This window comes from [Lactobacillus] rogosae (assembly GCA_900112995.1).
Classification (GTDB): Bacteria; Bacillota; Clostridia; order Lachnospirales; family Lachnospiraceae; genus Lachnospira; species Lachnospira rogosae.
In genome coordinates this window covers 110,409-134,530 of the sequence record FONU01000004.1, presented here as the reverse complement: position 1 = coordinate 134,530, position 24,122 = coordinate 110,409, and the positions used below count along the sequence as shown (strand labels likewise).

General features: G+C 34.0%; 23 protein-coding genes. 20 read left to right on the top strand and 3 right to left on the bottom strand.

The features are described from left to right. Positions 1 to 3 precede the first annotated feature (3 nt). Entirely contained in the window at positions 4 to 288 is a 285-nt protein-coding gene (locus tag BM157_RS01450) for a DUF1294 domain-containing protein (protein WP_090139675.1), read from the top strand. Positions 289 to 450: 162 nt separating this feature from the next. Here BM157_RS01450 and BM157_RS01445 read toward each other — a convergent pair whose 3' ends face one another. Then, complete coding sequence (locus tag BM157_RS01445) at positions 451 to 1,314, bottom strand: undecaprenyl-diphosphate phosphatase (RefSeq protein WP_090139672.1); 864 nt, start codon at positions 1,312 to 1,314, stop codon at positions 451 to 453. Between the two features lie 317 nt (positions 1,315 to 1,631). On the opposite strand from BM157_RS01445, the gene BM157_RS01440 reads away from it, so the two are divergent. The 9 genes from BM157_RS01440 (at position 1,632) to larC (ending at position 11,206) form a co-directional block, all read left to right on the top strand. Continuing rightward, entirely contained in the window at positions 1,632 to 2,840 is a 1,209-nt protein-coding gene (locus BM157_RS01440) for a VanZ family protein (RefSeq protein WP_090139670.1), read from the top strand. Between the two features lie 55 nt (positions 2,841 to 2,895). Beyond that, entirely contained in the window at positions 2,896 to 5,235 is a 2,340-nt protein-coding gene (gene feoB, locus BM157_RS01435; protein ID WP_022501853.1) for a ferrous iron transport protein B, read from the top strand. A gap of 310 nt (positions 5,236 to 5,545) precedes the next feature. Then, positions 5,546 to 6,103, top strand: coding sequence for a manganese efflux pump MntP (locus BM157_RS01430; protein WP_022501852.1), 558 nt, complete (start codon positions 5,546 to 5,548; stop codon positions 6,101 to 6,103). Positions 6,104 to 6,142: 39 nt separating this feature from the next. Further along, entirely contained in the window at positions 6,143 to 7,108 is a 966-nt protein-coding gene (locus tag BM157_RS01425) for a calcium/sodium antiporter (protein ID WP_022501851.1), read from the top strand. 103 nt (positions 7,109 to 7,211) lie between these two features. Then, positions 7,212 to 7,556, top strand: coding sequence for a LytTR family DNA-binding domain-containing protein (locus tag BM157_RS01420; protein WP_022501850.1), 345 nt, complete (start codon positions 7,212 to 7,214; stop codon positions 7,554 to 7,556). Between the two features lie 239 nt (positions 7,557 to 7,795). Then, complete coding sequence (locus tag BM157_RS01415; RefSeq protein WP_022501849.1) at positions 7,796 to 8,761, top strand: putative ABC transporter permease; 966 nt, start codon at positions 7,796 to 7,798, stop codon at positions 8,759 to 8,761. 80 nt (positions 8,762 to 8,841) lie between these two features. Then, positions 8,842 to 9,201, top strand: a complete 360-nt coding sequence (locus BM157_RS01410) for a DUF3783 domain-containing protein (RefSeq protein WP_022501848.1) — start codon at positions 8,842 to 8,844, stop codon at positions 9,199 to 9,201. 2 nt (positions 9,202 to 9,203) lie between these two features. Further along, entirely contained in the window at positions 9,204 to 9,515 is a 312-nt protein-coding gene (gene trxA, locus BM157_RS01405) for a thioredoxin (protein WP_055175797.1), read from the top strand. A 422-nt stretch (positions 9,516 to 9,937) separates the two neighbouring features. After that, the gene (gene larC, locus BM157_RS01400; protein ID WP_022501839.1) at positions 9,938 to 11,206 is read left to right on the top strand and encodes a nickel pincer cofactor biosynthesis protein LarC; all 1,269 of its coding nucleotides are present in this window, start codon (positions 9,938 to 9,940) and stop codon (positions 11,204 to 11,206) included. A 260-nt stretch (positions 11,207 to 11,466) separates the two neighbouring features. On the opposite strand, the gene BM157_RS01395 is transcribed toward larC, so the two are convergent. Continuing rightward, positions 11,467 to 12,072 carry an ATP-binding protein gene (locus tag BM157_RS01395; RefSeq protein WP_022501838.1) on the bottom strand — a complete coding sequence of 202 codons (606 nt, stop codon included), beginning with the start codon at positions 12,070 to 12,072 and terminating at the stop codon, positions 11,467 to 11,469. A 620-nt stretch (positions 12,073 to 12,692) separates the two neighbouring features. Between BM157_RS01395 and BM157_RS01390 the strand changes: the two genes are divergently transcribed. The 4 genes from BM157_RS01390 (at position 12,693) to BM157_RS01375 (ending at position 18,362) form a co-directional block, all read left to right on the top strand. After that, positions 12,693 to 13,391 carry a Crp/Fnr family transcriptional regulator gene (locus BM157_RS01390; RefSeq protein ID WP_022501837.1) on the top strand — a complete coding sequence of 233 codons (699 nt, stop codon included), beginning with the start codon at positions 12,693 to 12,695 and terminating at the stop codon, positions 13,389 to 13,391. A 231-nt stretch (positions 13,392 to 13,622) separates the two neighbouring features. After that, positions 13,623 to 15,875 (top strand): formate C-acetyltransferase, encoded by a 2,253-nt coding sequence (gene pflB / locus BM157_RS01385; RefSeq protein WP_055175785.1) that lies wholly within the window; start codon positions 13,623 to 13,625, stop codon positions 15,873 to 15,875. A 288-nt stretch (positions 15,876 to 16,163) separates the two neighbouring features. Further along, positions 16,164 to 17,042 (top strand): MATE family efflux transporter, encoded by an 879-nt coding sequence (locus BM157_RS01380; protein WP_090139667.1) that lies wholly within the window; start codon positions 16,164 to 16,166, stop codon positions 17,040 to 17,042. Between the two features lie 21 nt (positions 17,043 to 17,063). Continuing rightward, positions 17,064 to 18,362, top strand: coding sequence for a zinc ribbon domain-containing protein (locus BM157_RS01375; protein WP_090139665.1), 1,299 nt, complete (start codon positions 17,064 to 17,066; stop codon positions 18,360 to 18,362). A 145-nt stretch (positions 18,363 to 18,507) separates the two neighbouring features. On the opposite strand, the gene BM157_RS01370 is transcribed toward BM157_RS01375, so the two are convergent. Beyond that, positions 18,508 to 18,750, bottom strand: a complete 243-nt coding sequence (locus BM157_RS01370) for a helix-turn-helix domain-containing protein (protein WP_090139663.1) — start codon at positions 18,748 to 18,750, stop codon at positions 18,508 to 18,510. 266 nt (positions 18,751 to 19,016) lie between these two features. On the opposite strand from BM157_RS01370, the gene BM157_RS01365 reads away from it, so the two are divergent. The 6 genes from BM157_RS01365 (at position 19,017) to BM157_RS01340 (ending at position 24,111) form a co-directional block, all read left to right on the top strand. Beyond that, positions 19,017 to 20,078 (top strand): P-loop NTPase family protein, encoded by a 1,062-nt coding sequence (locus tag BM157_RS01365; RefSeq protein WP_090139661.1) that lies wholly within the window; start codon positions 19,017 to 19,019, stop codon positions 20,076 to 20,078. Between the two features lie 13 nt (positions 20,079 to 20,091). After that, on the top strand, positions 20,092 to 21,330 hold the full coding sequence (locus BM157_RS01360; protein WP_090139659.1) for a CpaF family protein: 1,239 nt from the start codon (positions 20,092 to 20,094) through the stop codon (positions 21,328 to 21,330). Between the two features lie 8 nt (positions 21,331 to 21,338). Then, positions 21,339 to 22,196: a type II secretion system F family protein gene (locus BM157_RS01355; protein ID WP_090139656.1), complete on the top strand. Its 858-nt coding sequence runs from the start codon at positions 21,339 to 21,341 to the stop codon at positions 22,194 to 22,196. Between the two features lie 8 nt (positions 22,197 to 22,204). Further along, positions 22,205 to 23,080, top strand: coding sequence for a pilus assembly protein TadC (locus BM157_RS01350; RefSeq protein ID WP_090139654.1), 876 nt, complete (start codon positions 22,205 to 22,207; stop codon positions 23,078 to 23,080). A 63-nt stretch (positions 23,081 to 23,143) separates the two neighbouring features. Then, positions 23,144 to 23,368 (top strand): Flp1 family type IVb pilin, encoded by a 225-nt coding sequence (locus BM157_RS01345; RefSeq protein ID WP_090139653.1) that lies wholly within the window; start codon positions 23,144 to 23,146, stop codon positions 23,366 to 23,368. 80 nt (positions 23,369 to 23,448) lie between these two features. Then, positions 23,449 to 24,111 (top strand): TadE/TadG family type IV pilus assembly protein, encoded by a 663-nt coding sequence (locus tag BM157_RS01340; RefSeq protein WP_090139651.1) that lies wholly within the window; start codon positions 23,449 to 23,451, stop codon positions 24,109 to 24,111. Positions 24,112 to 24,122: the final 11 nt, after the last annotated feature.

Here is a 24,122-nt window from a genome sequence, read left to right as displayed (position 1 = left end):
GCTATGAGAGATACATTTATAGAATGGCTTATTTTAATCAATATAATAACATTTGTTATATATGCACTGGATAAATATAAAGCAGTACATCATCTTTGGAGAATACCTGAAAAGACGCTTATATTCTTAGCAGTTATAGGTGGTTCTCCAGCGGCACTACTTGCTATGTATACAATAAGACATAAGACAAGGCATATTAAATTCACACTGGGTGTACCAGTTATACTTGTTATTCAGATAATCGTGCTTTATATTCTTTATACAAGATATGGTATATTTACAGGGTGAATATGAAGATTAAAGAAGTAATATGTTAAAAAAGTATAGATATAATATAGGACTGTAAATAAAAAAATCTGGGTTTTACGATTAACATACCGTTATGTGAGTTGATCATAAAATCCAGATTTTATTAATTGAAATTATATAATAAGTATTATAAGCGTCTGATTATCCAATAACGCCAACTAATCCGCATATCAGCACGATTATACCAAGTACAATTCTGTACCAGCCGAACACCTTGAAATCGTGTTTCTTAATGTATCCCATAAGAAATCTGATAACGAAAAGAGATACAACGAAAGCTACAAGCATACCAACAAGGAGAATTATTCCTTCCTGTGAAGTCATTGAGTTATGAAGAAGGAACTTAACACCCTTAAGAAGGCTAGCTCCGAACATAACGGGTACTGCAAGGAAAAATGTATACTCAGCGGCAACAGTTCTTGAAACACCAAGAATCAAAGCGCCAACAATAGTTGCACCAGAACGTGATGTTCCAGGGAATATAGCAGCGATAAGCTGGAAAAGACCTATATATGCAGCAAGCTTGTAATCAATGCCTTCAATAGTTCTCACCTTGGCTTTCTTGCCGTGGTGCATAGTCTCTACAATAATAAATGCAATACCAAAGATTATAAGCATAATGGCTACAGTTGTGTAGTTATAGAAGAGTTCTTCAAGCTTTTCATCAAATAATACGCCAATAATTGCGGCAGGTATGCACGAAACAAGAATGTGAAACCAGAGCTTGAATATATCACACTTGATATAAGCACCTGCACCCTCAGATGAGAGTGGTTCTTTATTATTGTTCTTTCCAAATGGCCATAACTTGTTCCAGAATAGTATAACAACTGCCATAATAGCACCAAGCTGGATAACTACCTCAAACATACTATAGAATGCATCAGATACTTTTAATGGCATAATTTCATTTAAAAGTATCATATGTCCTGTGCTGCTTATAGGAAGCCATTCAGTGATACCTTCGACAATACCAAAAAGTATCGCTTTTAAAATCTCTAACATTATTCCTCCAATCGGATACGGATATTGTATCATAAATATATGTATAAAAAATCTGTAAAATTCTTATATCCGTTCACTTTATTTTTTCTTAGAATTAATAATATGTTGTGATTATAATTCTGTTTCAGTTAGTATTCTCTCATTGCATAGAGATACTGTCAACTGTGAATTATCTAATTTACAACAAATTTTTATAAATTTCACTTTACACCGGTTATTGATAAAAAATATTGATAAGAGCCAATATGCGTGTTAAACTTATTCGGATATTTGATAATTACTAAAGCATATTTAATAAGATAACAAGGAGTCAGTTAATGGAAGTATATTTAAAACCAATAATATCAGCCTGCTATGTGTTTCCTATACTTGCTGTAATATTTACAATACCTTACATATTATATGAGTATCACAAATATGGTTCAATCCTTATACTTAGAACGGGGATTGTATATACATTTATATTCTATATGCTGACATCATATTTTATGACAGTGCTTCCACTTCCTCCAAGAAGCTCGGTTACACCAGATACTGCGAGTGTCCTGCTTGTTCCGTTTGATGCAATAAGGAGAATTATAGCTACAGCCAATGTCACTTTGTCACAGCCATCTACATATGTTAACCTGTTTAAATGTTTTGATTTCTGGCAGGCTGCATTTAATATACTGCTGTTATTTCCGTTTGGAGTATATCTTAGATATTATTTTAAAAGACCCTGGTGGCAGGTGCTTATATTTTCATTTGGGTACAGCCTGTTCTTTGAATTGACACAGATTTCAGGACTGTATGGAATATACAGATATCCATATAGGTATTTTGAGGTTGATGACCTTATATGTAATACATTAGGTGGAGTATTAGGTTATGTATGCACACCGCTTATAGTGTTTATGCTTCCGAAAAGGGATAGACTTGATGAGGCTGCATATAAGAGAGGGCAGATTGTATCTGAATTCAGGAGAGGTGTTGCGTGGATAATTGATATGGTAATTATAATGATTCCAGTGCTGGCGGCTATGCTGTTGCTTTGGCACGAGCATATAATTACCAGGAAAATGGTGCTGGGTTCGGTATATGATGTGAGATATGTAGTTATTTTATCGCTGTATATCGTTATTGTGTTCACACTTGTGACAAAGCTTACAAGAGGGCGGACAATAGGCAAGGCACTGGTTAATATACGTCTTATAGACTGCAAAGATACTGTTCTTAATATTAATAAAGTTCCACATATAAAAATGTATAAGCTGTTTATAAGATATTTTATAATATATACAATAAGTGTACCCTCATTACTATATGCGTATAACTTTTATCGTATGGCGATTGAACTTGAAGGGGTAAAATTATGGGCAGTTACAGCAGGATGTGTGATATGTATTTTAATTACAATATATATGGCATTTGATTTATTATTGTGTCTGTTTAGCAGCACAAGAAATATGCTATATGACAGAATAACAGGAATTACGCATAGAAGTGACATAATAAGCAGACAGGATAATACAAATTTAACAAGTTAAAGATAATATTTAGCCGAATAAGATACATTTCGAATATATAACAGGAGGTACGATTGTGACAATAAAAGATTTGCCAGCAGGTAAAAGTGCTACAATATTAAAAGTAGGTGGAGATGGTGCATTAAGACAACATTTTCTGGATATGGGACTTATTCAGGGTGCAGAAGTTACAGTTATAAAATATGCTCCTATGGGTGACCCTGTTGAATTAAGAATTCATAGCTATGAGCTTACCATAAGACTTTCAGATGCAGAACAGATAGAGGTAAGTGAGCCTTATTGTATTGATAATAAAGCTGTGGAAAATGTTAAAATGAATAGTATAGTAAAGGAACATCCGGGATTTGGTGAAGGAGGCAGGTATCACGATAAGGAAAATGAAAATCCTCTTCCAGATGATGAAAAGCTGACATTTGCACTTGTAGGCAACCAGAATTGTGGAAAAACAACCCTTTTTAATGTATTAACAGGCTCCAATCAGCATATAGGTAATTTTCCAGGTGTTACAGTTGATAGAAAAGACGGAGTTATAAAAGGTTATCCTGATACACTTATAACAGATTTGCCAGGAATATATTCAATGTCACCATATAGCAGTGAAGAAATAGTAACAAGGGAATTTCTGCTTATGGACAAACCTAAAGGTATTATTAATATATTAGATGCTACTAATATTGAAAGAAACCTTTATCTGTCAATGCAGCTTATGGAATTAGGAATTCCTATGGTAATTGCACTTAATATGATGGATGAGGTAAGAGTCAATGGAGGTTCTGTAAGAATTAACGCAATTGAGGAATTGCTTGGAGTTCCGGTTATACCAATATCAGCGGCTAAAGGTGAGGGCATAGAAGAACTGGTAAGTCATGCCATTCACGTTGCAAAATATCAGGAAAAACCACAGATATCAGATTTTTGTTCCAAGGACAGTGCGGTTCATAGATGTATACATGGCATTATGTCGCTTATAAGTGACCATGCAGACAAAGCAGGATACCCTGAAAGATTTGCAGCCTCCAAGGTTGTTGAGGGGGATTCACTTGTACTTAAGCATCTTGAACTTGAGCAGAATGAAAAAGAAATGATTGAACACATTATAGTACAGATGGAAGAAGAATGTGGAATGGATAGAGCCTCAGCTATAGCAGATATGAGATTTGCTTATATTGAAGATGTCTGTAAGAATACGGTTGTAAAGCCAAGAGAAAGTAAGGAAAGAATACGAAGCCAGAAGATTGATAAGCTTCTTACTGGTAAATATACAGGTATCCCAATGTTTATAGCAATTATGGGACTTGTGTTTTATCTTACATTTAATGTTATAGGTGCGGCACTCTCCAATGTACTTGATATTTTAATTACATTTGTTACAAATGGGGTTGATAATCTTCTGACAGCAATGAATGTTAATTCGGTATTGCATGCACTTATCATAGATGGAATATTCAATGGGGTTGGTAGTGTATTAAGCTTTCTTCCGATAATCGTAACATTATTCTTCTTTTTATCAATTCTTGAAGATAGCGGTTATATGGCAAGAGTCGCATTTATTATGGATAAGCTCTTACGTAAACTTGGATTATCAGGAAGAAGTATAGTGCCTATGTTAATTGGTTTTGGATGTAGTGTTCCAGGAGTTATGGCAAGCCGTACACTTTCATCTGAAAGAGACCGTAGGATGACAGTTCTTTTAACACCATTTATGAGTTGTTCAGCAAAAGTACCTATATATGCCTTTTTCTCAGCAGCATTTTTCCCACATTATGCAGCGCTTGTTATGATAGGTATGTATTTTATAGGAATTATTGTTGGAATAATTATGGCGTTTATATTTAAAAAGACATTATTTAAGGGAGAACCAGTTCCATTTGTTATGGAGCTTCCTAATTACAGAATGCCTGGTGCTAAGAATGTGGTACATTTGTTATGGGAAAAGGCAAAGGATTTCTTACAGAAAGCATTTTCTATTATATTTATTGCAACAATACTTATATGGTTTATGCAGAATTTTGATATAAGACTTAACGTTGTGGCAGATTCAAGACAGAGTATACTTGCTGTATTAGCAGGTATGATTACTCCGTTGTTTAAACCATTAGGATTTGGGGACTGGAGACTTGTAACAGCTATACTTACAGGCGTAATGGCAAAGGAAAGTGTAGTATCTACGATATCAATTCTATTTGGAAGTACGATAGAGATGGTATCTGTTATATCAGCTGCGGGTGCAATGTCATTTCTTGTGTTCTGCCTTTTGTATACACCTTGTGTTGCGGCAATTGCCTCAGTTAAAAAAGAACTTGGAGGTAAATGGGCAGCATATGTTGTAGTTATTCAGTGTGTTGTAGCATGGATTGCGGCATTAATTACATATATTATTGCTGGAATTTTATAACTCTGATAAATATGTATGCGAAAAAAAACATTGCAAAATCAGACTATTGATGATAAATTATCAATAAGCTAATTCCTAGAGGGAGTAATCGGCATATTTATATATGCAGTTATATCGACATAATGGCTTATAAGCCCGGTATTACTTTAAATGATGAGACTCGTGGACAGTATCAGTACTGTCTGCGGGTCTTTTTTATATAACTGGAATTCGTTTTCGTTAAAACATCAATTATTATATATGATATGACAATTGGTTATAATCTTTCTTGGAGCAACAGATAAAATATAGAAATGAGGACAATTAAGAAATGAGTATTGTTGAATTATTTATACTGGCAGTAGGACTTTCAATGGATGCTTTTGCTGTATCTATATGTAAGGGCTTGTCGCTTGGAAAGATAAAGCCTAAGCATATGTGCATTGCCGGTGCGTGGTTTGGTGGATTTCAGGCATTGATGCCGCTTATTGGCTATTATCTCGGAAGTCTGTTTGCCGATATGGTTACCAGATATTCACACTGGGTTGCATTTGCACTTCTTCTTGCAATTGGTGGTAATATGATTAAGGAGTCATTAGGGGAAGAAGAAAATGTCAGCAATGATATGGGATTTAAGAGTATGTTATTACTTGCAATTGCAACAAGTATTGATGCACTTGCAGTAGGCGTGTCATTAGCATTCCTTAAGGTTGCCATTCTTCCAGCGGTATTATTTATAGGCTGTATTACATTTGTCTGTTCAGCGGCAGGTGTTAAAATTGGAAGTATATTTGGTGATAAATATCAGTCTAAAGCAGAACTTTGTGGAGGGATTATTCTTATTCTTATAGGAATTAAGATATTACTTGACGGTTTGGGAATACTTTAGTTATAATATTATAATTAAGTAAGAAATGAGGATTAATATATGAAAGAAATGTTATTGGCATTATTACTGCTTATTATAGGTTTTGTGCTTCTTATAAAGGGAGCAGATTTCTTTGTTGACGGAAGTTCGTCAGTTGCGAAAAGATTAAAAGTACCTTCAATGATAATCGGACTTACAATTGTAGCTATGGGTACAAGTCTGCCAGAATGTGCAGTTAGTGTTACAGCTTCACTTAACAATAATAATGCTTTAGCTGTAAGTAATGTAATAGGTTCTAATATATTTAACCTTATGGTTGTGTGTGGTGTATGTGCATTATTTACACCATTGGCGGTATCAAAAGATACTTTAAAGAAAGAATTTCCATTTTCTATCATATGTGCCATTCTTCTTGCGGCACTTGGTGCTGTTGGAATGACACTTGGAAGAATTGACGGAATAGTATTTCTTGTAATATTCGCAGTTTACCTTTGCTTGATGATTGTATCAGCTAAAAATGCACGTAACGAGGCACTTAATAAAGAACTTGAAGAAGAGGTTGATGAAGAGATAAAAATTCTTCCAGTATGGCAGTGTATTGTATACATTATTGGTGGAGCAGTAGCTATTAAGTTCGGTGGTGATTTTGTTGTTGATGGAGCTTCCACAATTGCAACTGGATTTGGTATAAGCCAGAATCTTATCGGACTTACAATAGTTGCACTAGGAACAAGTCTTCCAGAGCTTGTTACATCAATCGTTGCGGCTAAGAAGAATGAAGTGGATATGGCATTGGGAAATGTCATCGGCTCTAACATTTTTAATATTCTTCTTGTATTGGGTGTTGCTGGGGCAATAAGTCCTGTAGCATTTGTAACAGAAAATCTTATCGACATTGCTATTCTTGTTGTTATGAGTGTGGTTGTATGGATATTCGCGTGGTCAAAGAAAAAGCTTGTCAACTGGCATGGTGCAGTTATGCTTGTATCATATGTGGCTTACCTTGTATACATTTGCATAAGATAAATATTGCATATAAGGCTGTTTACGTCATATATGAATTGTAATAAAATTATATATGGCAGTTCCGATTTCACCGCATCACTAAAGATAAGGAGAGGGACGGAATATGAACACATATAAGATGGTTCTTAATGAGGATACCAGAGTATTAATATATGGTAATAGCATTAAAGTAGTACGCATCAGAATTGATGAAATCAACTATATAAGCTGTGCCAACAGAATTATTATGATTCATACGAATAATGCCAGTGATAGATTTTATGGGAAGATGAAGGATGTATATAATTTATTGGGGAAATATGGGTTTGAGTACATTAATGAGTCGGAGATAGTTAATTGTATGAATGTGAGTAGTATGACGGTTAATTCGATAATATTAAGAGAGGGAACAGAACTAATATGTAGTAAAAAATTCAAACAAAAGTTCAGAAATCTTATGTGGAACTAAATTCATACCAAAGTTAAAGGTGAATTCCTGTCGGGTGCTATAAGGTACTGGCAGGAATTTACTTTTATATAACAGGAAATATATATAACCTAAGAAAGCGGAATGTCAGAATATTAAAAAAGTATAAATAACAAGTTTTTTAAGGCTTGGCTGTTTGTAATTAATAATTATAAGTGGTAAAATGTTACATATTTTATATTGTAATTATTATGTTGTAATTAATAGAAATGGAGGCTACAATGCAGGCATATACTGTATCGCAGTGGTTATTATTCTTTTATATATATTGTTTCTTTGGTTGGGTATGGGAATGTTGTTATGTATCAGCCAGAAAAGGAAAGTGGGTAAACAGGGGATTTCTTCATGGACCAGCACTTCCAATATATGGTTCAGGTGCAATGGTAATATTGGTAAGTACTATAGGAGTAAGGGATAATATAGCTTTAATATTCCTGTTTGGAATGATATCATCAACAATACTTGAATTTGTTACAGGATATTGTATGGAGAAAATGTTCGGCGTAAGATACTGGGATTACAGTAATCAGCCATTAAATTTAATGGGACATATATGTCTGTTCGTATCATTAGGCTGGGGTGTGTTCTCTGTTCTTCTTGTAAGAATTGTACACAGACCTATAGAGGGCATTGTATATATGCTTCCAGATACAATTACGGACATAATAGCATTTGTCTTGACAATAGCTATGGCAGTTGACTTTACACAGTCATTCAATGAAGCTATGGATTTGAAGGCTGCAATTGAAAAGCTTGCTAATAGTAATGAACAGATAAGAATTCTTGCCAAAAGACTTGAGGTTGCCTCAGCATTTGTTGAAGATGATTATAATAAAATGAAAGAAAAATTCGCTGAAGGTAAAGCAAGTGTTATGAATAAGGCAGGTTCAGTGGGTAAGCTTAAGGGTAGAATTTCATTCGAGAATGATATGAATGAAAGAAAAGGTGTTAAGCTTGCAACCTTACAGAGAATGACAGAGGCTGTTAAAGAGAGTCTTAAGAATAAGATTATGGACGAGAAGGCGGCTAACCAGCTTTTAGAAACACTTGAAAATGAAAAGGTAAATCTTAAGGCTGATACTGGAAGAAACTACAAGAGCGTATTCAGAATTATGAAACGTAATCCGGGTGCTATTTCAAGAAAGCACGAGGAAGAACTGAATGAAATTAAGAGAATGATTAAGTGATTTTAATGTGAGTTCCGGGCTGCTGGTGATTTTAGGAATTGTATTAATTAAATAAAATGTTTGGATAATGAGGATTGTATATGGAAAAGATTATAATATATAATGTAGCTGATGCCAGAAAGATTATAACAATGGCGGCTAATATGCGAATAAAAAGCATAGTTATTGACAATACTAAGCTTTCAGATACATTAGAAAATGTACTGGCATATAGTCAGGATTACAGAACTGATGATATTATGCCATTTATTAATAAAGATAAAAGCATAGTTATATTCTGTGATGTTACACAGAAACATCTGGACAAGCTTTTATTTGGTATCAGAAACAACAATCTTAATGTCGATTACAAGGCTGTTATGACTAAGACTAACAAGTCGTGGACATTGAATAAAATATTATATCATATGGAGATTGAAAAGAAAAACGAAAGGAGATAATTATGGAGATTATTCACGTTACAGAAGCAACATTTAAACAGGAGGTACTTGAGTCGGATAAGCCAGTGCTTGTAGATTTCTGGGCAACATGGTGTGGACCTTGCCAGATGCTTGCACCAGTCCTTGAGGAAGTAGCGGCAAAGCAGGACGATGTAAAGATATGTAAGATTGATACAGATAAGGAACTTAATCTTGCATTACAGTATAAGGTAGCTTCAATACCAACCCTTCTTTTATTTAAGAACGGAGAAGTTGCTGCAACTAATATAGGCTTTATAGGTGAAGAACAGGTTATGGAATTCATAGGCCAGTAAATAAATGTTAACTATTTGCGCAGCTTTTCAGCGCATCTGAAGTTTCGAAGAAACTTCTAAGTGACTACGAAGTAGTCATATTATATCATATTTTCTGCGTTGTTCTTCAACGCATCTGAAGTTTCGAAGAAACTTCTAAGTGACTACGAAGTAGTCATATTATATCATAATTTCTGCGTTGTTTTTCAACGCATACGAAGTTTCGAAGAAACTTCTAAGTGACTACGAAGTAGTCATATTATATCATATTTTCTGCGTTGTTCTTCAACGCATCTGAAGTTTCGAAGAAACTTCTAAGTGACTACGAAGTAGTCATATTATATCGTAAACAAGGAAAGGGCAGGCACAGCATCAGATTTATTATCTAGATGAATGATGCTTGCCTTTTTACTACATTTGCTAAGAAATGAGGTTATACATATATGAGAGAATTATATCTTGAATGTTATTCAGGAATAAGCGGAGATATGTCTGTTGCGGCACTTCTTGATGCCGGAGCGGATAAAGAATATTTGTTAAAAACACTTGCAACTATGCCTCTGACAGGTTATGAGGTTAAGATAACAAGAGTTAAAAAGAATGGTATAGATTCGTGTGATTTTAATGTAGTGCTGGACAGCGGACACGAGAACCACGACCACGATATGGAATATCTGTATGGACATCTTAATGGCGAAGGGCATACGCACAATTTTGAAAATGTACATTCGCATACTCATTCAGCACATCACAGCCACAGGGGGCTGAAAGAAATATATTCTATTATAGAGCAGACACAGCTTACTGAGAATGCAGAAAAGCTTGCTAAGAAAATATTCAGAATATTAGCAGAAGCAGAAGCCAAGGCACACGCTACAGATATTGAAAATGTTCATTTTCACGAGGTTGGTGCAGTAGACTCGATTGTGGATATAGTGGCGTTTGCTGTATGCTTCGATAACCTGCATATAGACAGGGTGTATGTTCCAGGTATCAGCGAGGGAACTGGAACAATAAGGTGCCAGCACGGAATAATTCCAGTACCAGTGCCAGCGGTTCTTAATATAACATCAGCTTATAATATAGAATTAAGCAATACCAATATTAAAGGCGAACTTGTAACGCCAACGGGAGCGGCGATTGTAGCGGCTGTAAGAACAGATACAGCACTTCCACAGCATTTTACAATAAAGAAGACTGGATATGGTGCAGGCAAGAGAGAGTATGAGCTTCCGGGAGTATTAAGGGCAATGCTTATTGAGAGTAATAGTGAAAGCTTAGACGAAAATGCTGACTTAATATATAAGCTGGAAACGGATATTGATGACTGTTCGTCAGAGATATTAGGATACACTATGGAGCGCCTGTATAAGGCGGGTGCAAGAGAAGTGCATTTTCTTCCTATATATATGAAAAAGAACAGACCTGCATATGAGCTTGTTGTAATATGCTGCAAGGAAGATATTACGACTATGGAAAATATCATATTTGAGGAAACAACGACAATAGGAATAAGACGTTGTGCAATGAAGAGAACAATTCTTCCAAGAAAAATTGAAAAAGTCAGTACACCATATGGTGAAATTGACGTAAAGGTGTGTACGCTTCCTAATGGCAAAGTTAAGAGATATCCTGAATATGAAACTATTAAGAGCATATGTGAGGCAGAAAATGTGCCATTGAGGGATATAATTGGGAATATAGGAGAATAAAAAATAATTAAAGACTGTTACAAGAAATTATATGCTGGCATTATATAGAACATAGAAATATAAAAGTCCTGAGTAATGTCAGCATATTAAAATATAAGTTTCGTGTGACAATCTTATATTATAAACCTGGAAAAGCATTTCGATATTATACATTTGCAGAGGCAGAGTTATGGTTAATATATTTTATTGATATGGGAAAATGATATAGCCGTCACCTGTATTTTTATAGTTGTACTATATCACTAAGCATTACAGAAAAATTAATTAACACGGTTGCCATCAGTACCAATAGTTACAACTCTTACAGGAATTGTCTTGCCGCTGTCAGCTACAGCCTTTTCAACTGCATACTGCAATCCACCACAGCAAGGTACAGTCATACGTGTTACAGTTATGCTCTTTATGTTATTATTCTTGAATATCTCGGTTAATTTCTCAGAATAGTCAACCATATCAAGCTTTGGACATCCGATAAGTGTTATGTGGTTACGCATAAAATCGTGGTGGAATGTACTGTAGGCATAAGCTGTACAATCTGCTGCAATAAGAAGGTCAGCTCCATTAAAGCATGGTGCAAAAGGAGATACAAGCTTAATCTGTACAGGCCAGTTGTTAATCTGGTTTCCACTTGCCGCTTTGTTAGCAAGTACTTCAGCTTCATTATATTCAGGAGCTTCACGCTCAATAAAACGAATTGCATTCATAGGGCAGGCTGGCAGACAGTCGCCAAAACCGTCACAATAATCATCTCTTAAAAGCTTAGCCTTTCCGTCAACAATTCCAATAGCTCCCTCGTGACAGGCGTGTGCACATAAGCCACAGCCGTTGCAGAGTTCTTCATTAATTTCTATAATCTTTCTTATCATAATCAAATAAATCCTCCTATTTATAGTAGTATTTTTATTTAATAGAAAATTCTGATAAAAATTCCTGTTAAATAAAAAGCCCTCTGGGCAGATTCACCATACGGCGGTAATGTAGATGCCACTAAAGTGTTCCGCCATAGGTGGAGAATCCTGTGAAACAGGATTCTATCCTGCAGACCCGCTAAAATGTCTTAATAAGTATATGTTGTGGTTATTTTCAGCCATATTTTCATAGCTGGCTGATTAGTTTGAATTATATCTTAACTACCTGGTAAGTATAATATTAAATATTAATAAAGTATGTTGTAAATACAACAAAAATAAGATTATAATGTAATGAGTGCAAAAGAAAAGGAAGCGGCTGCGAAGCAGACATTTACTTTTCTTGCACCATTAACGAACGAATATCCTGTGAAACAGGATAAAGAGTGCGGAAGCACGAATTCGTGAGTGTAGGATATGCTAGGTTATAGTACAGGTGTGTAGTATATTAAGTTAATAGTGCGAAAAGATAGAGATTGGCAAATGAGTGCAAAAGAAAAGGAAGCGGCTGCGAATAGACACCGTAGATTTTATAGATTATTTTATGAATAATATAGAGAAGAATAGGATTGAAGAATATGGGCAGAATATTATATGACATTTCACAGGATTATATGGGAGTTATACAAAAGAGCAGGCTGTTTAGCGGTATAGAACCAGACGAGGCTAATGGAATGAGCAAATGCCTTGAGATAACATTTCGCGAGTATGACAAAGAAGAAGTTATATTTAATGAAGGCGATAAAATATCCAAAATAGGTATGGTGATTCAGGGCAATGTGAGCATAGAAAAGGCTGATTACTGGGGCAACAGGCATATTATGACATATGTGTCAGCGGGTGAAATATTCGGAGAGGCATATGCATGCAGTAACGACAAGACATCCAATGTAGAGGTTGTTGCGGCAGATAAATGTATAGTTGCATTTCTTGACACATACAAGGTTATGACGGTATGCAGTTCATCGTGCCAGTTCCACAGTAAGCTTATTCATAATCTTATATATATGCTTGCTGACAGGTGTGTGGTTATGAACGAGAAGATTACACATTTATCCAAACGAAGCACTAAGGAGAAAGTATTGTCATATTTATCAGCAAGAGCCGCCAAATGTGGGAGTGATGAGTTCGATATACCATTTAACAGGCAGCAGTTGGCTGATTATCTTTCAGTTGACAGGAGTGCAATGTCAGCAGAATTAAGCCGTATGAAGAAAAATGGAGAAATTGATTTTAGGAAAAATCATTTTATTATAAAATGTCGTGATAAACAATAATCTGCCGCTGTAAAGACACATAATTTGGAAGAAAATGTTAATTTAAGCCGTCATTGTATAAAACTAAAAACAACTAAAAAATGTATTGAAATTAATTGACAGGGGTGTTAATATACCCTTGCGAGAGATAGTTAAGAAATTAACATTTCGCTTTATATTTTTGAGAGTTTTGTATACAATATACAAACTATTATACAAATTAACAGTTATTTTATTAAGGAGGAACCAATAATGGTAAATTTTGATCAGTGGAATGGTTTCAAAGGCAGACTTTGGAAAGAAGAGATCAATGTAAGAGATTTCGTTCAGAACAATTACAAGCCATATGATGGAGATGAAAGTTTCCTTGAAGGACCTACAGAAGCTACTAACAAGCTTTGGGGAAGACTTCAGGAATTACAGAAGGAAGAAAGAGCTAAGGGCGGCGTACTTGATATGGAAACAAAAGTTGTTGCTGGTCTTACAGCTTATGGTCCTGGATATATAGATGAATCTATGAAGGAGCTTGAACAGGTAGTTGGTCTTCAGACAGATAAGCCACTTAAGAGAGCATTTATGCCTTATGGTGGTATCAAGATGGCAGAAGAATCATGCAAGAACTATGGTTATGAACCAGATCCAGAACTTCATAAGATCTTCACAGAATATCATAAGACACATAACCAGGGTGTATTCGATGCTTATACACCAGAGATGAGAAAGGCTCGTCACAGCCATATCATCACAGGTCTTCCAGATACTTATGGACGTGGACGTATCGTAGGTGACTACAGAAGAGTTGCCCTTTACGGTATCGACTTCCTTATGGAAGAAAAGAAGAAGGATCACGCTAACTGTGGTTGTGGAACAATGACTGATGACGTTATCCGTTTAAGAGAAGAAATATCTGATCAGTACAAGGCACTTGCAGGTATGAAGAAGATGGCTGAAAGCTATGGTTATGATATCAGCAAGCCAGCTACTAACGCTAAGGAAGCTGTTCAGTGGTTATACTTTGGATATCTTGCAGCTATCAAGACACAGAATGGTGCTGCTATGTCTGTAGGTCGTGTATCTACATTCCTTGATATCTATATTCAGAGAGATCTTGAAGCTGGTACTCTTACAGAGAAGGAAGCTCAGGAACTTATTGATCATTTCGTTATGAAGTGTAGAATGGTTAAGTTCGCAAGAATTACATCATACAACGAATTATTCTCAGGAGATCCTACATGGGCTACTCTTGAAGTTGGTGGTACAGGTATCGATGGACGTTCAATGGTTACAAAGAACGATTTCAGATTCCTTCATACACTTGAGAATATGGGACCTTCACCAGAACCAAACCTTACAGTACTTTATTCTTCAAGACTTCCAGAAAGCTTCAAGAAGTATGCTGCTAAGATTTCTGTTGATACATCTTCAATCCAGTATGAGAACGATGATGTTATGAAGGTAACATGGGGCGATGATTATTCAATCTGCTGCTGTGTATCTGCTACACAGACAGGTAAGGAAATGCAGTTCTTCGGAGCTAGAGCAAACCTTGCTAAGTGCTTACTTTACGCTATCAATGGTGGTGTAGATGTTAAGAACAGAGAACAGGTTGGTCCTGCTTATAAGCCAGTTACTTCAGAATATCTTGATTATGATGAAGTTGTTGATAAGTTCGATGCTATGATGGATTGGTTAGCTGATCTTTATGTTAATACACTTAACCTTATCCAGTATATGCATGATAAGTATTACTATGAAGCTGCTGAGATGGCTCTTATTGATACAGATGTTAAGAGAACATTTGCTACTGGTATCGCTGGATTCTCACATGTTGTAGATTCACTTTCAGCTATTAAGTATGCAAAGGTTAAGACAGTACGTGATGAGACAGGTATCGTTGTAGATTACGAAATCGAAGGCGACTTCCCTAAGTATGGTAACGATGATGACAGAGCTGATGATATCGCTGTATGGTTACTTAAGACATTCCTTGAGAAGATTAAGAAGAGACATACTTACAGAAATTCAGAGCCAACAACATCTATCCTTACAATTACTTCTAACGTAGTATATGGTAAGTACACAGGTGCTATGCCTGATGGACGTAAGGCTGGTACTCCACTTGCTCCTGGTGCTAACCCAAGTTATGGTGCAGAGCAGAATGGTCTTCTTGCTTCACTTAACTCACTTACAAAGCTTCCTTACGAGTGGGCATTAGATGGTATTTCTAATACACAGACAATGAACCCAGACGCTTTAGGACATAACGAAGAAGAAAGAATTAACAACCTTGTTAACGTTATGGATGGATACTTCGATCAGGGCGCTCATCACCTCAATGTTAACGTATTCGGTAAGGATAAGTTACTTGATGCTATGGAACACCCAGAAAAGCCAGAATATGCTAACTTCACAATCCGTGTATCTGGTTACGCTGTTAAGTTCATCGACCTTACAAAGGAACAGCAGATGGATGTTATTTCTAGAACATTCCACGACAGAATGTAATTATAACTTATAGATATAAATTTGATATTAAAATAAAAGTCCACATACTTGTGTTAGTGCAGGTATGTGGGCTTTTTTGTGCAATTATGAATTTGCAGGTTGGGATTAGAAAATAATACTATCTTATCAGTTATATATTTCAATAAAATAGCAATGGCTAATATTGCAATTGCAAACTACAATATTGCAAAAAGCGACACGATATGATAAAATTCTTAATAAATTATAAAATTATTATTATTTTATAATTATATTATGAATTTATTTTTAATATGAAGGGAGAACAATATGAAATATTGTAGTAAATGTGGAAGACAGCTTATGGATGGAGAAATTTGTAGCTGTGACCAGCAGGCTGGTATGCAGTATAATGCCAATTATGGTGATTTTAATCAATATCCATATGGACAGGAACAGATGCAGGATGTGGTAAAGCAGACTGCTAAGGGATCTTTTAATCAGATAATTGAATTATTAAAAAGTCCGATAGAACAAGGAAGGAATTTTGTATTTGCAGGCAATGTTGCCACATCAGTGATACTGATATTGATTCAGGCAATCGCATCTGGATTGTTTGCAATAGTAATGAGTACTAAAGCTCAGGATCTTTTTGATAAAGTAATAGGGATGATGTCAAGTTCGTCAAGTGCTTCTGAGATAATGCAGATGAAAACAATGTTAAAAGTACCAGTGTTAAAAGCATTTTTATTAACATTAGTTATATCCGTAGTTCTTACAGTTATATTAGCGGCAATTATTATGTTATTTAATACTATTTCTCATAGTCAGTTAATATTTAATAATGTAATAGCACTTGTATCTTTAAGAAGTATTGTAGCAACAATAATGATTTTACTTGGATGTATAGTTTCATTTATAAATATATATGCAGGAATTGCAGTATTTGCAATTGGCAATATTGCAGGCTTTATGTTAATTGCAGTAGTATGGTCACATAGCTGTCAAGAAACAGCAGATAAACAGATTTATATGATGGTTATTATATACATTGTATTTATGATTATATATATGTTGGCAATACGTATGTGTTGGAAAATGTATTTACCAGACGTATTAAAAATTGCATTAAATCAGATGCAGTCACAATTAAAAACATTGGGAAGCCCAAATGAAATATTCAAGCAAATTATAAACTCAATATATTAAAAGAAAACGGAGTGAAAATATATGAAGTATTGTGAAAATTGTGGTGCACAGTTAGCAGATGAAGATGTATTTTGCTTTAATTGTGGTGTTAGACAAGTTGAAGTACAACAACAGCAGCAACCTTTACAACGGACGGTACCGGTACAAAGTACAACACCGGTACAGCAGCCAGTGAAGCGAAAGATAAATAAAAAAATTATGATACCGCTTGCAATTGTGATTGTTGCAGTTATCGCAATAATTGCAGTATTATCTCAGATTAAAAAAAGAGTAAACTTAAATCAGTATATTTCAGTTGAATATACTGGTTATGATACTGTGGGAAGAGCTTATTATAAAATAGATAGAGAAGGTCTTGCAAAAGCTATATTAAAGGCACAGGGAAAAAAGGATAGTCAAATTCTTACAGATGAGTCAACATTAGATACAGTATATGGTACATTACGTGATTATATGGATGTTTCAATAGATAATGATAATAATTTATCAAACGGCGATACCGTTACATTGAAGATAGAATGTAATGAATATGCTAATTCAATGTTAGGTGTTAAGCTTATTTATAAAGATAAGGAATATAAGGTTGAAAATCTTAATGAAGCACGTCGTGTAAATGTATTTGATAATATAAGTGTGAGCTTCAGTGGAACATCGCCAAATGCAAAGGCAACAGTAAAGAATGATGCTTCAGACTCTTATTTATCAGGTTTGAAATTGACTCTTTCAAAATCATCTGGGATTAAGACAGGAGATAAAGTTACAGTAACAGTTTCATATAGTGAAAAAGAAGCACTTAGTAATGGTTATATTTTAACAGAAACATCAAAAGAATATACTTGTGATAAGTTAGATGCATATATTTCAAATGTTGATGAATTATCATCTGCTCAACAGGAAGAATTAAAAAAAGCAGCTAAGGATAAGATAGAGGCGTATTGTGCACAGAATAATATTAGTCAGGCAAATTTAAATTATGCAGGCACATATACACTTGTTCCTAAAAGTAGTAGTTATTATGGAAATTCAAATCAGATATATGAAATTTATAATGTAGATATAACAGCCAAAAAAAATTATTCTGGTACAGAAACTGTAACACAGTCTGTATATATGGCAGTTAATATAGGAAATGTTTTATTAAAATCAAATGGCTCTATTTCATATAATTCATCTATGTCATTATCTGGAAGAACAACAATTGGAAATACATCTGTAAGTTGTTATGCTAAAGGTGAAGAACTTTATCGTTCTTTAATTACAAAGCAGAAAGATACATATACATATAGTGTAAGTGGAGGCATTAAACAATTTGGAGAGTGATTCTCAAGGAAAATATTAGCTGAAAATAAAGCTGGTAAAGCCATAATGACTTTACCAGCTTTTATAATATAAAGTTAATAGTTAATTTACTTGAAATAATTACATATAATATTTTATTTTTGATTTTAATAAATGTTTTCTGTAATCATACATCTTCGTTTCGAAAGGAAAGCAAGTATGCTGCTGGAACATCTAATGCTTCAGAGATATCGAATAATTTTTCTAATGAAATGGATGTTGGCATATTGGGGGCTTCTATATTACTGATATGTGTCCGACTGACATTGACTAGTTCTGCAAGCTGCATTTGAGATAATCCTTTTAATTTTCTATAGTATGCGATATTTAATCCGATTATTTTGAAATTTTTTTTATATTTATCGTCCATAATGTCACCTTAAATATAATAATGATAAAAAATGTTACTGATAGGTATTTTACAAATTGCCTAAAGTTGCATAAACAATATATTAGTTTGCATATGCAAACTAATATATTGCAAAATACAAAACGATGTGATAAAATTCTTAACGAATTATAAAATTATTATTATTATTTTATAATTACATTTTTATTTGAATTATATACATTTGGGGACTAACACATAACAAAGGGGAATTGTTAAGTTAATATGTCTAAAGAGGTGAATAAATAATGAAAATCAAATTAGCAATTATAGAAAAAGATAAAAATTATCTTAATCGTATTATTTCTGTTTTTAATACCAAATATTCAGATAAATTTGAAATATATTCTTTTACAGAAATAGAAGTGGCATTTGAAACATTAGAACATTCCAAAGTAGATATTGTACTTGTTGATGAACAATATGAGATTGATTTTGACAAAATTCCAAAAAGATGTGGGTTTGCATATCTTACAGATTCAATGGGAGCAGATTCGATAAATAATCAGCGTGCAATATGTAAATTTCAGAGAGTAGATCTTATATATAAGCAGATTTTGAGTATTTATTCTGAAAATGCAGGTAATATTTCAGGTTTAGGTATAAGTGATGATACGTGTAGAGTTGTAGCATTTACATCACCATGTGGGGGGACTGGAAGTTCTACAATGGCGGCTTCATATGCAGTCTATTGTGCTAAAAAAGGGAAAAAGGTCTTATATTTGAATCTTGAAAAATTTGGTTCATCAGATTTGTTCTTTAGTGCGGAAGGTCAATTTGATATGAGCGATGTGATTTTTGCATTAAAAAGTAAAAAGACAAATCTATCTATTAAACTTGAAAGTTGTGTAAAACAAGATGTTACAGGAGTCTATTTTTATTCACAAACCAAAAATTCATTAGATATGCTTGAACTTCAATTAGAAGAGAAAACAAGACTTGTTTCTGAGATAAAACTATCAGGGATATATGATGTTGTAATAGTTGATACAGACTTTGGATTTGATATTGACAATTTGAAATTCTTAAAGCTTGCTGAAAATATTGTATGGACAGGAGATGGTTCAGAAATTTCAAATATGAAAATTAACCGTGCATATAGTGCATTAATGTTGAAGGAAGAAAATGAAGAAGAACCATTATCAAGCCGTATAGTTCTTATATATAACAAGTTTAGTAATAAATCAGGCAGAGCAGTAAGTGGTGTTGATATTACGAATATAGGTGGTGCACCAAGATATGAACACGCATCAACAAAGCAAGTTGTTGAACAGTTATGCAATATAAATATGTTTGAGAAGCTTGATTAAGGTGGTGAAGTAATTGGATTTTAAGCAAGAACAGCAATTTGTTACAAGTATTAAGAGATATGTATCAGAAAATCTTTCTTTAAGTCAGATTAATGATGAAGAACTTGAGGAGAAGATTGAGGAGATTGTGCTTGAAAGAATAGGAACAGAATATTGTTCAATTCAACAGAGAGTTTCAATTGTGCAACAGGTATATAGCTCAATAAGAGGATTTGGATTATTAGATTCAATAATTAGTGATGACACAATTACTGAAGTTATGATAAATGGACCTGATAATGTATTTATAGAACAGAATGGACGGCTTTTTAAAATGGATAAACATTTTGAAAGCCAGAGGAAGTTAGAAGATGTTATTCAGCGTATAGTCGGACTTGCAGGTAGAGAAGTTAATCAGGCTAATCCAATATGTGATACCAGATTACCAGATGGTTCACGTGTAAATGTTGTTCTTCCTCCTATAGCGTTATGTGGTCCAACACTTACTATACGTAAATTTTCTAAGACACCAATGACTATAGAAAAGCTTATACAGTATGGTTCAATAACGCAGGAGATTGCGGATAAGCTGGAAATATTAGTAAGAGCCAAATATAACATTTTCATAAGTGGAGGTACGGGCTCAGGAAAAACAACATTTCTAAATGCCTTATCTAATTACATTCCGAAAGATGAACGTGTTATTACAATTGAGGACTCAGCAGAACTTCAGATAACAGGAGTAGATAACCTTGTAAGTCTTGAAACAAGAAATGCCAATACATCAGGTGCAGGACAGATTACAATTCGAGATTTGATTAAGTCATCACTGCGAATGAGACCGGAAAGAATTATAGTTGGAGAGGTTCGAGGCGGAGAAGCTCTTGATATGTTACAGGCTATGAATACAGGACATGATGGTTCATTGTCAACAGGACATGCGAATTCAACACAGGATATGTTAAGCAGACTTGAAACAATGGTTCTTCAAGGAGCAGAAGGTCTTCCACTTGAGGCTATAAAACAGCAGATTGCATCAGCAGTTGATATTATAATTCATCTTTCAAGACTTCGTGATAAATCGCGAAAGACAATGGAAATCACAGAAGTTGTTGGAGTAGAGAATGGTCAGATTATTCTTAATCCATTATATAAGTTTGAAGAAGATGCAAACAGTACGCTTGAAAAAGTTTCGGGAAGCCTTAAGAGAACTGACAATAAGATGATTAATGATTTTAAGTTAAAGCTGGCTGGTATAAGAACAGAGATATGAGGTGAAGTATGATAGGAAAAAAGAAAAAGAAAGAGCAGGAACCACAGTATTATATGTCAGCAACTAATATTCCAACATATAATTATCGTGTATACAATATGAAGCTAATTGAGAAAATACTTTATTTCATTTTTGCATTTGTTGTGGGTGCGGCAGTAGGATATTTATTCTATGGAGGAATTGGCAAAGATGAATTTAATCAGCCGACCAGATTAACGTGGATATTAAATATTATGATTCCATCAATTGTAGGTGTTATTGCAGGTAAATTATTTATACCAGTAAGAACTAAAGCTTTAATTGAGAAACAACAAAAAGAAATAAGTCATCAATTTAGAGATATGCTGGATTCATTAACAACGTCTCTTGGTTCAGGAAAAAATATAAATGATTCATTTATAAGTGTATATGGTGATTTAAAAATTCAATATGATTCGGATGCATTTATTTTAAAAGAACTGGAAGTAATTATGGCTGGAATACATAACAATGTTGCTATTGAAGATGTACTTGATGATTTTGGAAACAGAAGTGATAACGAGGATATAAAAAGTTTTGCAAATGTATTCAGAATTAGTTACAGAAAAGGCGGTAATATCAAAGATATTATAAGAAATACACAGGAAATCCTATCAGATAAGATGGATATTGCAGAAGATATAGAAACGCTTGTTGCGTCTAACAAGACAGAACAAAATATTATGGTTGTAATGCCAATTATTCTGGTGGGAGCTATTAAATTAATGAGTCCGGAATTTGCAGCTAATTTTGTAACACCAGCAGGACTTGTATCAACGACAATAGGATTAATTACATTTATTGTGGCTTATTTCGTAGGCAAACAGATACTTGATATCAAGATTTAGGAGGGCAAATGTTAGAATTATCAATACTTGATTTTGTATTCATAATATTTGGAGCTGTTGCCTTGATAATATGGATGATTTTATTTATTAAAGGTAATAAATATAATTCTATGTTTGAGGTGTTATCTGAGAATGAATTTAGATTAAAGGATATATATGGTATGGGATATGCAGTTCTTGAAATGATTGGATATAATTACAAATCTAAAAAAGACAGAAAATTAAGACAGGAGCTGGATGTATTATATGGAGAAAAATATTCAGAGTATTATTTAAGAGTTATTCATTCACAACAGATAACGATAGCATTATTAATTTTTGTAATATCGTTTGCATTGTATGGACTCACATCCGAAGTACTAGCGTGCATTATTGGTTTTGCGATGGCAGGACTTATGTATTACTATTTCGGAACAATGACATCAAAGAAAATATTAAAGCGTTCTGATGAGTTATTACACGACTTTTCGGAAGTTGTTTCAAAGCTTGCATTATTAACTAATGCAGGAATGATACTTAGAGAAGCATGGGAAGATACGGCATATACGGGTTCATCTACTATATATATTGAAATGCAAAATGCTTTAGTTGAAATGAATAATGGCGTTTCAGAAGTAGATGCTCTTTATAACTTTGGTTCTAGATGTATGATACCAGAGATTAAAAAATTCACCTCGACAATTATACAGGGTGTTACAAAAGGTAACAGCGAACTTACAATGATGCTTCAACAACAGAGCAAAGAAGTGTGGTCATTAAAGAAGCAGATTGTAAGAAGAGAAGGTGAGAAAGCGGCAGCAAAGCTGCTTATTCCTATTTGCATTATGTTTATTGGAATTCTTATTATGATTATGGTTCCAATATTTGCAAATCTGGGAGTATAACAGAGGCTTTATTAAAACTTATACATAGAGCAAAAAGATAACTTTATAAAGGAGGAATTAAAAATGATGCTTAATACTATGTTAATGTATGCAAACATTGCAAGATTGAAGGTAAAAGATTTCTTTAAGGATGAAAGTGGTGCAGTAGATATTGTAGCAATTGTGGTGCTTATGGGAATTGTTGTAATTGTTGCTTTAGTATTTAAGACACAATTGAATGATCTTATTAAACACTTATTTAAAACGCTTGAAGGTACTGCGGATAATGCTATTAAGTCAGGAGAATAAAAAATAAATTTTTGTGATGAAACTGAAAGGATTTTTCTGAGTAGGTTTCATTAATTAAGTGTTTAAAGAGGGTGATAAAGATGGTAGAAAAATTAAAACAACAATTGAATAAAAGTGAAAATGGTGAAGTAATAGTCGAAGCTACAATTATATTTCCTATCATGTTTATTGTTCTTTTTTTCCTTATCTATATGGGAAATGCTTTTTATCTTAAGGCAAAAGTGGAATCACTTGTTAAGCAGGAGGCTATAATAGGGGCTAATTATTGTGCAGACCCTATGCTTGAGACAATAAAAAATACAGGAAGTGTACCAAGTCTTGATGAATTAGAAACAGAACCATATAGATATATATTTGGAGGTATGGATTCTATAGAATTAAAAGTTTCACAGAACATTCAAAAAGAACTGGGCACAAATACTATAGGATTTTTTAAAAATATGAAACCTCAGATTAATACATCGGGAGATAAGATAGCTAAGTTTAATAATTATATAGTTTATTCAACATTTTCAGTGGACGTTGATTATAAAATTAAGTTTCCAATAAGGCTTTTAGGAGAAAGTAAAGCAACTATACTTCATATAACATCAAGAGCAGAAGTGCCTGTGAATGATACGGCAGAGTTTATACGTAATACAGATATGGTTATAGATTATGCAGAAGAAACTAAAGTTGGAAATTTTATAAAATCAGCATTTAGTAAGGTTAATGATTTCATATCTTCATTTGCAAAAAAGTAGGGTGGTGAATT

What these genes read in the sequence shown, in the direction of transcription:
- BM157_RS01345 (WP_090139653.1), top strand. Translation starts at nt 23,144, where the DNA reads ATGATGCTTAATACTATGTTAATGTATGCAAACATTGCAAGATTGAAG.
- BM157_RS01425 (WP_022501851.1), top strand. Translation starts at nt 6,143, where the DNA reads ATGAAAGAAATGTTATTGGCATTATTACTGCTTATTATAGGTTTTGTG.
- BM157_RS01415 (WP_022501849.1), top strand. Translation starts at nt 7,796, where the DNA reads ATGCAGGCATATACTGTATCGCAGTGGTTATTATTCTTTTATATATAT.
- BM157_RS01350 (WP_090139654.1), top strand. Translation starts at nt 22,205, where the DNA reads ATGTTAGAATTATCAATACTTGATTTTGTATTCATAATATTTGGAGCT.
- BM157_RS01390 (WP_022501837.1), top strand. Translation starts at nt 12,693, where the DNA reads ATGGGCAGAATATTATATGACATTTCACAGGATTATATGGGAGTTATA.
- BM157_RS01340 (WP_090139651.1), top strand. Translation starts at nt 23,449, where the DNA reads ATGGTAGAAAAATTAAAACAACAATTGAATAAAAGTGAAAATGGTGAA.
- BM157_RS01445 (WP_090139672.1), bottom strand. Translation starts at nt 1,314, where the DNA reads ATGTTAGAGATTTTAAAAGCGATACTTTTTGGTATTGTCGAAGGTATC.
- trxA (WP_055175797.1), top strand. Translation starts at nt 9,204, where the DNA reads ATGGAGATTATTCACGTTACAGAAGCAACATTTAAACAGGAGGTACTT.
- larC (WP_022501839.1), top strand. Translation starts at nt 9,938, where the DNA reads ATGAGAGAATTATATCTTGAATGTTATTCAGGAATAAGCGGAGATATG.
- BM157_RS01450 (WP_090139675.1), top strand. Translation starts at nt 4, where the DNA reads ATGAGAGATACATTTATAGAATGGCTTATTTTAATCAATATAATAACA.
- BM157_RS01430 (WP_022501852.1), top strand. Translation starts at nt 5,546, where the DNA reads ATGAGTATTGTTGAATTATTTATACTGGCAGTAGGACTTTCAATGGAT.
- BM157_RS01365 (WP_090139661.1), top strand. Translation starts at nt 19,017, where the DNA reads ATGAAAATCAAATTAGCAATTATAGAAAAAGATAAAAATTATCTTAAT.
- BM157_RS01375 (WP_090139665.1), top strand. Translation starts at nt 17,064, where the DNA reads ATGAAGTATTGTGAAAATTGTGGTGCACAGTTAGCAGATGAAGATGTA.
- BM157_RS01410 (WP_022501848.1), top strand. Translation starts at nt 8,842, where the DNA reads ATGGAAAAGATTATAATATATAATGTAGCTGATGCCAGAAAGATTATA.
- BM157_RS01420 (WP_022501850.1), top strand. Translation starts at nt 7,212, where the DNA reads ATGAACACATATAAGATGGTTCTTAATGAGGATACCAGAGTATTAATA.
- BM157_RS01370 (WP_090139663.1), bottom strand. Translation starts at nt 18,750, where the DNA reads ATGGACGATAAATATAAAAAAAATTTCAAAATAATCGGATTAAATATC.
- pflB (WP_055175785.1), top strand. Translation starts at nt 13,623, where the DNA reads ATGGTAAATTTTGATCAGTGGAATGGTTTCAAAGGCAGACTTTGGAAA.
- BM157_RS01355 (WP_090139656.1), top strand. Translation starts at nt 21,339, where the DNA reads ATGATAGGAAAAAAGAAAAAGAAAGAGCAGGAACCACAGTATTATATG.
- BM157_RS01380 (WP_090139667.1), top strand. Translation starts at nt 16,164, where the DNA reads ATGAAATATTGTAGTAAATGTGGAAGACAGCTTATGGATGGAGAAATT.
- BM157_RS01440 (WP_090139670.1), top strand. Translation starts at nt 1,632, where the DNA reads ATGGAAGTATATTTAAAACCAATAATATCAGCCTGCTATGTGTTTCCT.
- BM157_RS01395 (WP_022501838.1), bottom strand. Translation starts at nt 12,072, where the DNA reads ATGATAAGAAAGATTATAGAAATTAATGAAGAACTCTGCAACGGCTGT.